17 protein-coding genes are annotated in these 14896 nt (G+C 52.3%); 10 read left to right on the forward strand and 7 right to left on the reverse strand.

Going from position 1 to position 14896, the window contains the following annotated elements:
- Positions 1–86 precede the first annotated feature (86 nt).
- The 4 genes from EVJ22_RS00610 to EVJ22_RS00625 form a co-directional block, all read right to left on the reverse strand.
- Positions 87–1076, reverse strand: coding sequence for a sodium:calcium antiporter (locus EVJ22_RS00610; protein WP_071397600.1), 990 nt, complete (start codon positions 1074–1076; stop codon positions 87–89).
- A gap of 213 nt (positions 1077–1289) precedes the next feature.
- Positions 1290–2138 carry an HD domain-containing protein gene (locus EVJ22_RS00615; RefSeq protein WP_071397601.1) on the reverse strand — a complete coding sequence of 283 codons (849 nt, stop codon included), beginning with the start codon at positions 2136–2138 and terminating at the stop codon, positions 1290–1292.
- 115 nt (positions 2139–2253) lie between these two features.
- Positions 2254–2958 (reverse strand): SDR family NAD(P)-dependent oxidoreductase, encoded by a 705-nt coding sequence (locus EVJ22_RS00620; protein WP_131442885.1) that lies wholly within the window; start codon positions 2956–2958, stop codon positions 2254–2256.
- Between the two features lie 38 nt (positions 2959–2996).
- The gene (locus EVJ22_RS00625) at positions 2997–3554 is read right to left on the reverse strand and encodes a glycerol-3-phosphate responsive antiterminator (protein WP_071397603.1); all 558 of its coding nucleotides are present in this window, start codon (positions 3552–3554) and stop codon (positions 2997–2999) included.
- A gap of 120 nt (positions 3555–3674) precedes the next feature.
- On the opposite strand from EVJ22_RS00625, the gene EVJ22_RS00630 reads away from it, so the two are divergent.
- The 3 genes from EVJ22_RS00630 to EVJ22_RS00640 are packed head-to-tail and all read left to right on the forward strand — an operon-like array spanning position 3675 to position 5742.
- Positions 3675–4094, forward strand: a complete 420-nt coding sequence (locus tag EVJ22_RS00630) for a GNAT family N-acetyltransferase (RefSeq protein ID WP_070327182.1) — start codon at positions 3675–3677, stop codon at positions 4092–4094.
- Between the two features lie 37 nt (positions 4095–4131).
- The gene (locus EVJ22_RS00635; RefSeq protein WP_071397604.1) at positions 4132–5325 is read left to right on the forward strand and encodes a cation:proton antiporter; all 1194 of its coding nucleotides are present in this window, start codon (positions 4132–4134) and stop codon (positions 5323–5325) included.
- 6 nt (positions 5326–5331) lie between these two features.
- A complete protein-coding gene (locus tag EVJ22_RS00640; protein WP_131442888.1) occupies positions 5332–5742 on the forward strand; it encodes an arsenate reductase ArsC in 411 nt (136 codons plus the stop codon).
- 36 nt (positions 5743–5778) lie between these two features.
- On the opposite strand, the gene EVJ22_RS00645 is transcribed toward EVJ22_RS00640, so the two are convergent.
- Positions 5779–6408: a DedA family protein gene (locus EVJ22_RS00645; protein ID WP_131442890.1), complete on the reverse strand. Its 630-nt coding sequence runs from the start codon at positions 6406–6408 to the stop codon at positions 5779–5781.
- Positions 6409–6512: 104 nt separating this feature from the next.
- Here EVJ22_RS00645 and EVJ22_RS00650 point away from each other — a divergent pair, with 104 nt between their 5' ends.
- From EVJ22_RS00650 to EVJ22_RS00680, 7 genes are all read left to right on the forward strand, one after another.
- On the forward strand, positions 6513–7070 hold the full coding sequence (locus EVJ22_RS00650; RefSeq protein WP_131442892.1) for a DNA-3-methyladenine glycosylase I: 558 nt from the start codon (positions 6513–6515) through the stop codon (positions 7068–7070).
- A gap of 127 nt (positions 7071–7197) precedes the next feature.
- On the forward strand, positions 7198–8685 hold the full coding sequence (gene putP / locus EVJ22_RS00655) for a sodium/proline symporter PutP (protein WP_131442894.1): 1488 nt from the start codon (positions 7198–7200) through the stop codon (positions 8683–8685).
- Positions 8686–8827: 142 nt separating this feature from the next.
- The gene (locus EVJ22_RS00660) at positions 8828–9955 is read left to right on the forward strand and encodes a CapA family protein (protein ID WP_131443274.1); all 1128 of its coding nucleotides are present in this window, start codon (positions 8828–8830) and stop codon (positions 9953–9955) included.
- 127 nt (positions 9956–10082) lie between these two features.
- A complete protein-coding gene (locus EVJ22_RS00665) occupies positions 10083–11294 on the forward strand; it encodes an argininosuccinate synthase (protein ID WP_070327175.1) in 1212 nt (403 codons plus the stop codon).
- Positions 11287–12672, forward strand: a complete 1386-nt coding sequence (argH, locus tag EVJ22_RS00670) for an argininosuccinate lyase (RefSeq protein ID WP_131442896.1) — start codon at positions 11287–11289, stop codon at positions 12670–12672. The genes EVJ22_RS00665 and argH overlap by 8 nt, the downstream gene beginning before the upstream one ends.
- Positions 12673–12782: 110 nt before the next feature.
- Positions 12783–13313: a biotin transporter BioY gene (locus tag EVJ22_RS00675; RefSeq protein ID WP_016510846.1), complete on the forward strand. Its 531-nt coding sequence runs from the start codon at positions 12783–12785 to the stop codon at positions 13311–13313.
- Positions 13314–13377: 64 nt separating this feature from the next.
- The gene (locus EVJ22_RS00680; protein WP_016510851.1) at positions 13378–13572 is read left to right on the forward strand and encodes a hypothetical protein; all 195 of its coding nucleotides are present in this window, start codon (positions 13378–13380) and stop codon (positions 13570–13572) included.
- A 28-nt stretch (positions 13573–13600) separates the two neighbouring features.
- On the opposite strand, the gene EVJ22_RS00685 is transcribed toward EVJ22_RS00680, so the two are convergent.
- Entirely contained in the window at positions 13601–14443 is an 843-nt protein-coding gene (locus EVJ22_RS00685; RefSeq protein ID WP_131443276.1) for a sulfite exporter TauE/SafE family protein, read from the reverse strand.
- A 95-nt stretch (positions 14444–14538) separates the two neighbouring features.
- Positions 14539–14895, reverse strand: coding sequence for a hypothetical protein (locus EVJ22_RS00690; RefSeq protein WP_071397607.1), 357 nt, complete (start codon positions 14893–14895; stop codon positions 14539–14541).
- Position 14896: the final 1 nt, after the last annotated feature.

Below are 14896 nucleotides of genomic sequence, written 5' to 3' on the forward strand. Positions count from 1 at the left end.
ATACCCCAGTCAGACGAAAGTGATACCGGGACAAGAAAAAAACGTGATGGCGTTATGCCATCACGTCAAATTGACGAGTTGATGATTCATCCGGTAAAGATGAGATATGAAGAAACGGCGTAGACGAACACGACGAGAATCGAAGGAATGGCGTATCTGACTTTCGATGTCACTTCTTTGCGAAGCACGCTGTACATGACCAAGATCGATAGGATCGTGATCCCGATCGCCGTGACCAAGTGCGATGCCGACACATCCGCTAAAATCGACCCGTTCTGATAAAATACGTCCGACATCGCGATGATGAGCATGTTGAAGATGTTGCTCCCTAAGATCGAGCCGAACGCCAAGTTGACGTTACCGAGTTTCAAAGCGACGAATACCGCGACCGCTTCAGGCAGCGACGTCGACGCCGCAATCAAGAAACTACCGACGAAGCTTGAGCCGAGTCCCGTGACGACAGCAATCTGGTCACCCGTGATCGACAGCGCCGTCCCGGCAGCCATGATGACGAGTGCCGCGATAACGAACCCGACGCCGGCTTGTTTCACTGAAATCGTATCCGTGACACTCGCACCGACTTCTTGCTCGACTTCTCGTTCGGCCGTCGGCTCTTGGGGGCGCTTCCCGATATAATAAATCCCAATCGCATACAAGACGGCAATTAATATCGCGTCAATGCCAATTCCTAGTACTGTATAATCAATCCGGACGATGAGCGCGACCATCGTGACGAGCGTCAACATCAATCCGAGACTGGCTGTATATAGATGGTCTCGACTCGCGTCATTGAACAATCGCTTTTGACGATAAAATAGATCGAACATTGCCAAAATGAAGATGTTGAACAAGTTCGAACCGAGCATGTTCCCGATCGCAATATCCGGGTTGTTGATCAAGACGGCGGATACGCTCGTCGTCACTTCCGGAAGTGACGTCGCACCCGCAAGCAAGACCGTCCCGACGAGCATCCCGCTCATCGTTGACTTCTCACTGATGACATCAGCGTACGTCGATAATTTTATGGCAGCATACACTGTAATCGCAGCGGCCAAAATAAAATAAATAAATACCATGTAGATTTTTCTCCCCTTTTCATGAATTCAAAAAGACCTTTTTATGGACGCCAAAAAAGCATCCATAAAAAGGTCTTGCGGACTTGGTAAGAAGCTCGATGGACCGAGTGCATACGCACCGTAATGACGACCCATCGACCACGTTCGTGGTCGCTACTCCCCTTCTCATGTTCACGACGAATATAACACGTTCAAGGTCACTTGACAATCATTTCACTTCAACAACGTGATGACGTCCTCAGACCGGAGCGCGGCCCGGTAAGATAATTCGTTGATTGCTTGCAAGATGGGAATTGACAAGTCTTGTCTAAGACCGCTGTCTTGCAGTTGGTCTTTCAACGTTTCGAGTTCAAGCCTTTCCGCTTCAGAGCCATGACGATAGCCTTCCCGCATCGACTCGTTCAACTCGTAAGCAGTTTGACAAAGCGTCGACGACTCTTGGAGCCAATCGTCTTCGTGGAACCCATGGCCGATCACATCGAACAGTTTGTTCAGCTTCTCGTCACGGTCTTCTTCGACACCGTAGAACAGCAGATTCAATTCAATCTCAAACTCTTCGATCAAACTTGTCGTCTGACTAAAAGGTTGGAGCGCGTGGAGCAGCTCATGATAGTACCAAGACTGATCACGAAGCGGTCGCTTGAACCGTCCCCACACCTGCTTGCCTTCACGCTCAATGTCGAGTCGGATCGAGCGCAGATTATGTAACTTGTCTGCCGCTAGAAGCGCAACTTCGTCATACTGGAGCGTATGCACTTTCTGAATCGTCATCCGCTTACGTTCTTCCCACGAGTGATGCTTCCCCGGTTCCGAGACGGCTTGGACTAACCGGGCGACTTCTCGTCCGAACTGTTGTTCAATCTCCTCGGCCGTCGTCAGCGTGTCTTCTAGTAAGTCATGGAGCAGTCCCGCCGCTACGACCGGAATCGGCTGCCGGTCTTCGACGAGCAACATCGAGACGGCGACCGGGTGGGTTACATACGGAATGTTTGTCCCTTTGCGAAACTGCCCGTCATGACGGACGGCCGCAAAGCGCAAAGCCTCTTCGATCAGCTGGTGCACGACGTTTCCCCCTTCAAATTTGTTTACTCACTCCTTCCTGTTATACCCATGACTAGGACTTATCACTCACTTCCGCATTTAAAATATAGGGTAATCGTCCTATCAGCCAACTTCATCAAGACTCGTAAATCATTTTCTTTGTCATTCCACCATCGACGACGAGGTTATGTCCGTTCACGAAATCGTTCATCGGATCGATCAAGTACGTAACGGCACGGACAATATCTGTCGTCGTACCGACCCGGCCCGACGGATGTTGACGGTGATCGACGTCTCGCAACGGTTCGTCGGACGTATGGATCCAACCTGGGCTGATCGCATTCACCGTGACCGGTCGAGCCGCGAGCGAGACGGCTATCGAATTCGTCAACGCGACAATCCCGCCTTTTGACGCTCCGTACGCTTCCCAGTCCGGCTCGTTTTGGTGCGCACGCGTCGAAGCGAGATTGATGATGCGTCCATACTCCGCCCCTTCGTTTAGCGTCAAAAATGCTTTTGAACAAGCAAACGTCCCGACAAGGTTGACATCGATGACGTGTTTAAACGTCTCGACGTCCAACTCTTCGATCGGGGTCTCAAGTGACGACACGCCCCCATTATTGATGAGGATATGTGCGACACCGAAGTCTTGTCCAATCTTCTTGAAAGTGTTCGACACGTCCTCATGGTTGCCTAAATCCATCTGCATGAACGTCACATCACGAAGCAACGGATCCTCTCCGATGTCGAGTCCGATGACGTGATAAGACTCCGCAAAATGATGCGCGAGCGCGTAACCGATCCCTTGACTGACTCCTGTAATGATCATTGTCTGTTTCATCGTCTATCCCTCCTCGAAATCATTTACCCGGAATGTGCTTACTTAAGTCCTGGCGCACGCCAAAGCGTTTGATCGGACGTCGTCACGACCGTCGCTCCAGCCGCGAGTGCTTGCTCAACTTCGTCAAGCGACGAAATCAAGCCGCCCGCGAACACAGGGATCCCCGTCCGTTCTTTGACGAGCCGAATGTATTTAGGGACGAGTCCCGGCAAGACCTCGATGTAATCAGGTTGCGTCCGATTGATTAACCGGTAGCTTTTTTCAAGCGAGCTTGAATCGATCAAAAATAGGCGTTGCACGGTCTTGACTTGTTTTTGTTTCGCCTTTAGGATCACATTCCCTTTCGTCGAGATGATGCCATACGGTTTATACGACTGACAAATATATTCGGTCGCGAACTCGTCGGCCTTCAATCCTTGGATCAAATCGAGATGGACGAAGACCTTTTTGCCGTGCGTCTCAAGCAACTGAAAGACCGCATCGAGACGCGATATGTGGATTTCGAGCAAGACACCGATGACGAATTCACTTTTTAGAAAAATTTCCACGTCCCGCATATCCCGAAGCGCGGGCAAAATCGATTGGTTCTCAAACATGTGCCCCCACACCCTTTCCATTTTCTTTCATTATTCGGACAAAAGCGCCGGGAAATCAAGGTTTATGAATTCAATATAGCGGGAAAATGTTTACAACTTGTGTGGAGGGGGATTCATCTTATGGTAAACGAAGTCGAGGTACGGATTGAAACACCGACACCGGAGCAACATCAACAGCTCAGGGTCAAGGCCGGAATGCCAAAGCGTTCAGACAAAGGGACAATCAAAGGACTCGCCAACACGCTATTCGGCGTGTGCCTATATAGAAACGATGAGATGGTCGGCATGGGCCGAGTCGTCGGGGATGGGGGGATGGTATTCCATCTGGCCGATATCGTCGTCGACCCGGATTGCCAAGGCCTTGGGCTCGGGAAGCTGATCATGGAACATTTGATGGACTGGATCTTGAAAGAAGCAGACGAGACGGCCATCATCAGCTTGATTGCCGACATCCCGGCTGACGGGCTATACAAGCATTTCGGTTTTGACTATTCGCGGCCAGAATCGGTCGGCATGGAGTACCAGTGGAATCAAGACTAGTCGCTGTGGACGGCGACTCGTCATAAAGGGGTGACGTATGGAACTATTGAATATTATCGTTTTACTCGGTTTAGGACTGACCGTCATCTCTGTTCTTAGCCTCATCATCGAGCGACTCTTCTTCCCGAGTATATTGGCGTTTATTGCGATCGGGGTCGCCGTCGGCTTCTTCTGGGATGGGAACGAAGTGTTCAAGGTCGCCGGTGAGATTGGGATTATCTTATTGTTTTTCTTGCTCGGACTGAAGTTCCCGTTAACAGAGCTCGTCAAGCGGATGAAACAAGTCTGGAAAGCAGGCGTTCTAGACATCGTGCTCGCGTTCGGCGTCACCATCGGCATCGCTTTGCTGTTCGGGCTCGATTTTCCACAGGCTTTCTTGATCGGTGCCGTCCTTTACGCGACGAGCTCGTCGATTTCTGCCAAACTGCTCGAGCGAAATTCGGACAAGCACGAGGACATTAAAGAATTCGTGCTCGCCTTGCTCATCTTTGAAGACATCTTCGCGCCGCTCATCTTGACCGTCGCTCCGTTCATCATTCAAGACGAACCGATTGCTTTCTCTGACATCGGCAAAGTGTTCGTCGGTTTTCTCGTGTTCGGTGTTTTGTTGTTTGTCGGCTCACGCTTCGTCACGAAACAACCGAAGATCGCGAAGCACCTGCTACGTCAGGACGATGCGAGCATCGGCTTGATCGGCTTGATCTTATTCTTCGCGGGCATCGGCATGATATTCGGGTTATCGGAGATACTCGGAGCGTTCATCGCCGGGATCATGTTGGCCGGCATTCACGACGTCAGACCGTTGAAACGTCTGACCGTGCCGGTCCGTGATTTGTTCTTGCCAATCTTTTTCATCTCATTTGGAATCTCGATCAACCTCGAGCAAGGAGTGATCATCAACACGCTCTTCTTCGTCTTGATCGTCTGGGGCGTGCTGTCGAAGTGGATTGTCGGCCGTGTCGGCGGCAGGCTGTACGGATTGACGCGGGTTCAAGCGAACGAGGCCGGTTTCTCGCTCGCACCTCGAGGCGAGTTCTCGATTCTTTTCACCGCCCTCTCGAACGGTGCCATCAACTTGTTCGTCGGGTTATACATTTTCGTTTCCGCCATCGTCGGCATCGTCTTGTTCCGCTTCTCTGAAAGTTTAGCGGCGAAGACGGAGCAGACGCTCAAAAGAGTCTTGCCCGAGGAAACTGATAGAAAACCTGACCAAACCGATAAAGGAGACTGAAAACTCATGGTTGAAGTTGCATTTGTATGTATTCATAACTCATGCCGTTCTCAAATGGCAGAGGCGATCGGACGCGATGTGCTCGGAGATATCGCCCGCGTCCACTCAGCCGGCACGGAAGATTATCCGGAAGTAAAGCCGCTCGCGCTCGAGGCCGTCCGGGAGATTGGTCTTGATCCGTCGGGTCAACACCCGAAACGGCTTGACGATATCCCGGACCGGCTCGACTATTTGATCACGATGGGTTGCGGGGTCGAGTGTCCGTACGTACCGACGACATATCGGGCCGACTGGGGGCTCGACGACCCTTCCGGTCAGCCGATCGAAGCGTTCCGGGAGACGCGTTCGCAAATCATCACGAGGATGAAGCAGTTGCGCGAACAGATTTTGAACGACCATCCTGAACTTCAAAAATAACGGGCCCTCTTAGGAGGACCCGTTTTTTAGTTGCCATCAAACCGACGACGCTTTGTTCGACTGTTTCCGTTTCCGTCGCTTCCGCCACACGACGAAAGCGATGATCGCGATGACGAGAAGCGCGTACATCACGTATGAATACACGTCGAGATAGCCTAAGATCGATTCCCAGTTCTCCCCGACCCGAATTCCAATATAAATCAAAACCGAATTCCAGATCACCGTTCCGGCCGTGCTCAACAGCAAAAACTTGAAGAACGGCATGTTCGACATACCGGCCGGCAGTGAGATCAAACTCCGGACGACCGGCATGAGCCGACCAAAAAAGACCATCCAGCCGCCATAGCGGTCAAACCAAGCGTCCGCTTTTCGGACGTCATCGATATCGAGCCGGATCCACTTCCCGTGCCGCTTCGTCCACCGCTCAATCTGTTCGACGTCTAAATATAATCCGATGCCATACAACAAGACCGCTCCTAAGATGGCGCCCACTGTCGCCGCCAAGACGACGACCCAGACGATCAAATTTGTTTTGACCGCAAAGAACCCACCGAACAGCAAGACGACTTCTGACGGGATCGGCGGGAACACGTTCTCGATAAAGATCATGAACGCGATGCCGAAATAACCGTACTGTTCAATGATACTGATCATCCAATCTCGCATAAATCCATCAACCTCCAATATGACGTATTATACCCGTCAATGAACATCGAAAACCGTTCTGACGTGCTAAAATGAATCGATAACGAAAAGGAGATGAAAGCAACATGGAAGAAACGTCACGCTGCCCTTGGTGCGGCACAGACCCGGACTACGTTCGATATCATGACGAGGAGTGGGGCCAACCGGTCCACGATGACAAGAAACATTTCGAATGTTTGACGCTCGAGAGCGCGCAGGCAGGACTCAGCTGGATCACCATCTTACGGAAGCGTGAGAACTATCGACGCGCGTATGCCGATTTCGATGTCACGCGTGTCGCAGACTATACCGATGTCGACATCGAGCGCCTGCTATCAAACAATGGAATCGTCCGCAATCGCCGCAAGATTGAAGCGTCGATCAACAACGCCAAACGGTTTCTCGAGATCCAGAACGAGTTCGGTACATTCGATGCGTACATCTGGTCCTTCGTCGACGGAAGGGTCATCAACAACGACTGGACGTCGGTCGAAGAGGTTCCGGCGACGACGGAGCTATCGCATCGCTTGAGCACAGACTTGAAACGACGTGGTTTTAAATTTCTCGGTCCGACGACCGTTTACGCCCATCTGCAAGCGACCGGTCTCGTCAATGACCATCTGATCGACTGCCCCGCCAAATGATTTTTTGTTATTTTAGTCAATGATGGAAAATAAACGTGCAGCCGATTCAATTTTGTGACAAAATCTTGTCAAGGTATAAGATATAGATTTTGAAAACGTTTTCACAAATGAATGAGGGGGCTGTTACATGAATGGGATTTTAGTTTCCATCACGATTTACATGGTGCTCATGGTCGTACTCGGCGTCGTCGCCTATCGCCGTACAGAGAGCATCGGTGATTATATGCTCGGAGGACGAGGGCTCGGCCCAGGCGTAGCCGCCTTGTCGGCCGGGGCATCTGACATGAGCGGTTGGCTACTGATGGGATTGCCGGGCGCCATGTTCGCGACCGGTCTCTCGAGTGGGTGGATCGTCATCGGGTTGACGATTGGGGCCTACTTGAACTGGCTCCTCGTCGCTCCGCGTTTACGCACGTATTCGTATTTGTCAGAAGATGCGATCACGATCCCAGACTTCTTCGAAAAACGGTTCAAAGATTCTAGGGGAACGCTGCGGACGTTCTCAGCCGCCGTCACCTTGATTTTCTTCACACTGTACGCTACGAGCGGATTCGTGGCCGGCGGCCGTTTGTTCAACGCCGTCTTCGGCATCGAATTTGTGACGGGCGTCTTGATTTTAGCGTCGATCATCATCCTGTATACGTTCATCGGCGGGTTTCTCGCTGTCAGTTGGACGGACTTCGTCCAAGGACTGATCATGTTGTTCGCGCTCATCTTCGTCCCGGCGATCGCGATCACGGCGACAGATGGCGTCTCGAACGCGCTCCAAACGATCGATGGTATCGATTCGGCGCTGCTCGATCCATGGACGGGCCAATCGTTCATCGGGATCGTGTCTCTATTCGCCTGGGGGCTCGGTTACTTCGGACAACCGCATATCATCGTCCGCTTTATGGCTATCGAAAAATTACAAGATATTAAGACCGCCCGCCGGATCGGCATCTCGTGGATGCTCTTCACCGTCGTCGGGGCGATGGCGACCGGATTGATCGGTCTCGCCTACTACACGCAGCAAGGACTTGAGATCGACAATCCAGAAAATATTTTCATCAATCTATCAGACCTATTATTCGTCGACTTGATCACGGGCGTGTTACTCGCGGCACTGCTTGCCGCCATCATGTCGACCATCTCGTCGCAGTTGCTCGTCTCGTCTAGTGCGGCGACGACCGATTTTTACCAAAAGTTTTTCCGCAAACAGGCAGGTGACCGTGAACTCGTCATGGTCGGCCGGATCACCGTCATTCTCGTCTCGGTCGTCTCGATTTGGCTCGCCTTCGGTGCCGATGATACGATCTTGAACCTCGTCGGCTACGCTTGGGCCGGTTTTGGTTCCTCGTTCGGCCCGCTCATCTTGTTCAGCTTGTTTTGGAAACGGACGACGCGCCAAGGCGCACTCGCGGGCATGTTGACGGGTGCATTTGTCGTCATCGTCTGGAAGAACTTCGCTAGCGACTGGTTCGGGACCGTCGGTGAACTGTATGAGATGATTCCAGCGTTCTTCTTGTCGGCGCTTGGCATCTATGTCGTCAGCTTGATGACACCGCCACCGAGCACGACAATCACGAACGAGTTTGAACAGATGGAACAAATCTTGACAAAAGAAGGCATCTAAATTATTCAAGTACCGGGACATGTGACCCCGGTACTTTTTTGTCGTGGTGAAAGGGAATTTGAATCGTTTGTCGAACTCGTTAGTATACATGTTCAACCTTAGACGAAAGGAAGTGACCACTCACTTGAAACGAGTGATCCCGATGAAACAACCTGCCCTGTTTTTATCCCTCCTTTTCCTGTTCGGCTGCACCTCAGCCGATGTCGAAACAACGCAACCCGAGCAAGCTGAGAATCCGCCGGTCGAGACCGAACAACCGGTTGATACCGTGCCCGAAGAACCTGAACCGGTCGTGACGACGACGTCCATTTACGCGATCGGCGATGTTTTGTTGCACGACTCCGTCTATGACGCCGCCAAGAGCGGTGACGGCTATGACTTCACCCCCGCGTTTGAAAAAGTTGCGTCCGCGATGTCCAAGGCCGACATTACCATTGCCAACCAAGAGAGCATGATCGGCGGCAGTGACATCGGATTGTCGAGTTATCCCGCCTTCAATAGCCCCTACGAGATCGGTGATGCGTTGCAAGAAGCAGGCATCGACCTCGTGACGACAGCGAACAATCACACGCTCGACCGCGGCGTGAAAGCGATTGAGAATTCAATCGCCTACTGGAACTCAATCGATATGCCGTATACCGGTTCGTTCTTATCTGAAGAGGACAAAGCCAACGTCCGGACGCTGACCGCGAACGACATCTCGTTCGCGTTTCTCGCCTACACGTATGGGACGAATGGTGTCGTACCGAAGCAGCCGTATCACGTCAATTACATTGACGTCGAAGCGATGAAACGAGATATCGAGGCGGCCGAGCAAATCGCCGAGCTGACCGTCGTCGCTCTCCATTTCGGGAATGAGTACGAGCCGCTCCCGAATGAATCGCAACAAACACTCGTCCAACAACTGTCCGACTTCGGGGTCGACATCATCATCGGCCATCATCCGCACGTCCTGCAACCGACGGCCTGGGTCGACGGCGCTGAAGGCAATCGGACGTTCGTCGCCTACTCACTCGGAAACTTCTTGTCTGGCCAGCAAGGCGATGAGCGGAATACGGGCGGCATCGTCGGTATCGACATCGTCAAGACGACCATCGACGGCGAATCGACGTTTGAGCTCACGAACCCGATGTTCTATCCGACGTTCACACGGCAATCGAGCGCGGGCCATTTCGAGGTCGTCCCTCTCCAGTCCGCCAAACCTGAGCTATTCAACGAGACGAGCGAGCATATGAAACAATGGATGCCAGAACTCGAGATCATTCAGTGACGAACCACTTTTCATAAGTGGTTCTTTTTTTTTTAGGAAAACCATTGCTTTCCACCCCAGCATCCTTTAATGTAAGTTGTATATTTATAAAAACAGATGAATAATTATGTATAAGGGGTGCAACGAAATGAAACAAAAACTCGTATTAGCTTATTCAGGTGGATTGGATACTTCGGTCGCCATCAAATGGTTGAACGAACAAGGGTATGACGTCATCGCTTGTTGTTTGAACGTCGGGGAAGGCAAAAATTTGGAGCATATCCAACAGAAAGCGCTCAAGGTCGGCGCCGTCAAATCAGTCGTCATCGATGCCGTTGATGAGTTCGTCAATGACTTCGCCCGTTACTCGATGCAGGCTCACACGATGTACGAAGGTGTCTATCCGCTCGTCTCCGCCTTATCACGGCCGCTCATCTCGAAAAAGCTAGTCGAGGTCGCACAAGCTGAAGGAGCAGTCGCTGTCGCTCACGGCTGTACTGGCAAAGGCAACGACCAAGTCCGGTTCGAGGTATCAATCCACGCGCTCGACCCGTCGCTCGAAATCATCGCACCGGTCCGGGAATGGAAATGGTCGCGGGAAGAAGAAATCGCCTACGCCGCCAAACACGATATCCCGATTCCGATTGTTCAAGCAGAACCGTTCTCGATCGACCAAAATATTTGGGGGCGTGCCGTCGAGTGTGGCATCCTCGAAGACCCGTGGGCAGCTCCGCCAGCGAGTGCCTATGAATTGACGGCACCGCTCGAGGATACGCCGCATGAACCGACTTACGTCGAGATCGAATTTAAACAAGGCGTCCCGGTCGCCCTCGATGGGAAACCAGCGACGTTCACGTCGATCCTTGAACAATTGAACATCGCCGCCGGCGCCCACGGGATCGGCAAGATCGATCATATCGAGAACCGGGTCGTCGGTATCAAGTCGCGTGAAGTGTATGAGGCACCCGGGGCAATGACGTTGATCACGGCACACCACGCGCTCGAGGCGTTGACGCTCGTTCGTGAAGTCGCCCATTTCAAGCCGATCGTCGAACAGAAATTGACCGAGACGATCTATAACGGCCTGTGGTATTCACCGCTCACGAAAGCACTCCTCGCCTTCATCGATGAGACACAACAGACGGTGACCGGAACGGTGCGGATGAAACTGTTCAAAGGTCAAGCCATCGTCGACGGGCGGAAGTCGCCGATCTCGCTCTATGATGAACAACTTGCCACGTACACGTCAGCCGATACGTTCGACCAACAGGCTGCCGTCGGCTTCATCAAACTTTGGGGCCTACCGACAAAAGTCCAGGCCGAAGTATTGGCCGAGAAAGGATTGATGCCCCATGAGTAAACTATGGGGGGGACGGTTCGAGCAGACAGCGAGCGAATGGGTCGACGAGTTCGGTGCCTCGATCCATTTCGACGCCCAGCTCGTGCTAGAAGATATCGAAGGGAGCATCGCCCATGTGACGATGCTCGGGGACCAGCACATTTTAACCGCTGACGAGTCCGAACAGATCATCGGCGGTCTGAACACCCTCGCTGAGAAAGCACAAGCCGGCGAGCTGTCGTTCAGCGTGTTCCATGAAGACATCCATATGAACCTCGAGTCGTTACTTCGCGAGGAAATCGGTCCGGTCGCCGGGAAGATGCATACGGCGCGCAGTCGAAACGACCAAGTCGCGACCGACATGCACCTGTATTTGAAGCGTCGCGTCGGTGAGACGATCGAAGGCATTGAAGCACTACAGACGGCGCTCTATACGCATGCGGCAAACAACGTCGAGACGATCATGCCGGGCTACACTCACTTGCAACGGGCACAACCGGTCTCGCTCGCCCACCATTTGCTCGCTTATTTTTGGATGCTCGACCGTGACAAGGAACGCTTCAGTGACAGTTTGAAACGGATCGATATGAGTCCGCTCGGTGCCGGTGCGCTCGCCGGGACGACGTTCCCGATCGACCGTCATCTGTCGGCCGAGCTGCTCGGCTTCAGTCGGGTCTATCCGAACAGCCTCGACGCGGTCAGCGACCGTGATTTCATCTTAGAATATTTGTCGAACGCATCACTCCTGATGATGCACTTGTCACGATTTTGCGAGGAACTTATTTTGTGGAGCAGCGAAGAATTCAAATTCATCACGATTTCAGACGTGTTCTCGACCGGTTCGAGCATGATGCCGCAAAAGAAAAACCCGGACATGGCCGAGCTCGTCCGCGGCAAATCGGGTCGTGTCATCGGTAATCTGATGGGTCTACTCACGATCATGAAAGGTCTACCGCTCGCTTACAACAAGGACTTGCAAGAAGACAAGGAAGGTATGTTCGACACGGTCAAGACACTTCAAGGTAGTTTGAGCATCATGACCGGCATGATTCAAGACATGACGTTCCACGTTGACACGATGAAACAAGCGACCGAGCGCGATTTTTCGAACGCGACCGAACTCGCCGACTACTTGACCGCGAAAGGACTGCCGTTCCGCGAGGCCCACGAAGTGACGGGTGCGCTCGTCCGCTACTGTATCGAGCAGCGCCTCTACTTGTCAGAGCTTCCTTTAGAGACGTATCAAACCCACTCCACTTTGATCGGGACTGACGTCTACGAGGCACTCTCACCGGTCACGGCCGTCAAACGCCGGAATAGCTACGGTGGGACCGGCTTCGATGCGGTACGGACGCAACTTACGGAAGCGGCCACCAAACTTCATCAACCAACGAGTTGACACGAAAGCACCTGGCCAATCATGACCAGGTGCTCATTTTATGCTTGCCAACGTAAATCATTAGATGTTAACCTATACATAGTCAACGTTAACAGAAAAGAGGTTTACATATGAAGATTCATGATTTGACACAAGTGGCCATCGGTGCCGCATTGCTGGCTAGTATCGGTTCTGTCGCCATCCCGATCGGACCCGTCCCGATCACGCTGCAAATGCTCGGCATCATGACAATCGGCGCCATTCTCGGTGCCAAAAAAGGCGGACTCGCCGTCGTCGTCTATCTACTTCTCGGAATGATCGGTCTCCCGGTCCTCAGCGGTTCCGGCGGCTTGGCCCCGTTCGTCGGCCCGACGGTCGGTTATTTGATTGCGTTCCCGATTGCCGCTTACTTGATCGGGTGGTTGTCAGAACGATATCGCTCTTTCCCCGCCCTCGTTGCCTACAACCTGTTGATTGGTCTCGGTTTCGTCTATCTCGTCGGCAGCCTCGGCCTCCAAGCCGTATTCGGTCTATCGTTTATCGATGCGCTTAAAGTGAACATCCCGTTCATCTTCGGCGACGTCATTAAAGCGGTGCTCGCCGCAGCCATCGCCGTCAAAGTCTCGGCAAATTCGCAAGTCCGACGTTTACTTGCTTCGTGAGTGTTCAAACGTTTCGCCTTCTTCCTTATGTGGAACTTATATAGTATGGAAGGGGGGTGTCCTTATGAGCGACTCAACGTTTAAAAAACGCTTGATGAAAGCGACCCATCTCCATCGCTCCACAAAAGGACCAAAGCGCGGCAAAGATGAATCGCGTGATGAGAAACGCGACACAGAGGCGTTCGAACGACGACTCCGTGAAGCGAAGAGCAAAGTCGGCGAAATCCAAGAAAACATTGATCATATTTCTAGACGCTAAAACCCCGTCCACGGACGGGGTTTTGTTGTCATTTCTTTCGTCGCGGCCGGATGAACAGTGCGACGATGAACGAAAGCGCCAGGACGACGAGCAGTCCGAGCGAGATGTCATTGAAGCCGAGCAAGTTAAGGGCGACGCTGATAGCGACGGCGACGTAAAATCCGCCGAGCGCTTTCTTGACGAGCTGCGAACTGAACCGTTGTAACTGCTTAGCCCCGATCGGCGAACCGATCATCGCACCGGCAATAAGCGCCAAACCGTGCCAATAGTTCGTATCGGCACCGGCGACCGCGTAATTGATCACGCCCGAGACGACGATGAGGAACGCCGCGGCGATACTCGTCCCGACAGCCCGTTTCATCTCGGTGTTGAGCAGTTTGACTTGGAGCGGGGTCAATACGAACCCGCCGCTGACGCCCATGAGTGACGAGATGAATCCGCCGAACAGACCGATAAAACCGAGTCGTGGCACCGATTCCGATCCGATACTTCCCTCCTCATGTTGCTTCGAACGGAAAAACGAGACGGCGAAGTATGTGAGTAGCGCGATGTAGGCGAGCGAGATGACCGGCTTCGCCCCGTCGAGAGTCTCTAAGTAAAAGACGAGCGGCGTCGCCACCCACGTCCCGACGACCCCGAACGCCCCGATCAAGAGGGCGTGTTTTGGATTGACGTTTTTCAGTTTGAGATGTGAAATCGTACCCGCCGTCGTCGACCCGAGCGTGAGCATCAAGCTGAGCGCGATGGCCGCACTCGCTTCATATCCGAAGACGAGTAAGAGCGGCGTGAGTAATATCCCGCCCCCGATGCCGAAGAATCCGCTCAAAATCCCGATGAGCGTTCCGAGTAGTAGAAACGATAGTAATGCCATTACATCCATGGTAGTCCCTTCTTTCTTTCCTTTTCATAACTAATCATATCAAAAAAGGAGCGCTTCATGCGCCCCTAGAATTAACTTTGAATCGATTACGGATACAAGTTTTCTTCGTGCAAGTAGCCAATGAAAGAATCTTGCAGCTCCCCTTCCGTATCGACATCATCGAGTAATAATGTCGCTTCAATGTCTGAATCATTCAATGTCGAGCTACCGTCAATCAATCCGAAGACGTGTGAGACCGTGTCCACCATGACGACTTCAATCAGATGCATCATCAACTTTTGTCGTTCAGCATCCATCTGTTGATACATGTGAATCGCATTAGTATATGGATCAGAATCTGATAATGTTATTTCGTCCTCATACATCTTTTTATAGTCGTGAAGCCCATCTTGTACAACGGTCGCGTAAACTGCTTTCACAAATTGTTCTGTTTTTTCTTCCATT

Origin of the sequence: Exiguobacterium sp. SH0S7 (assembly GCF_004337195.1) — a bacterium.
Taxonomy (GTDB): Bacteria; Bacillota; Bacilli; order Exiguobacteriales; family Exiguobacteriaceae; genus Exiguobacterium; species Exiguobacterium aurantiacum_A.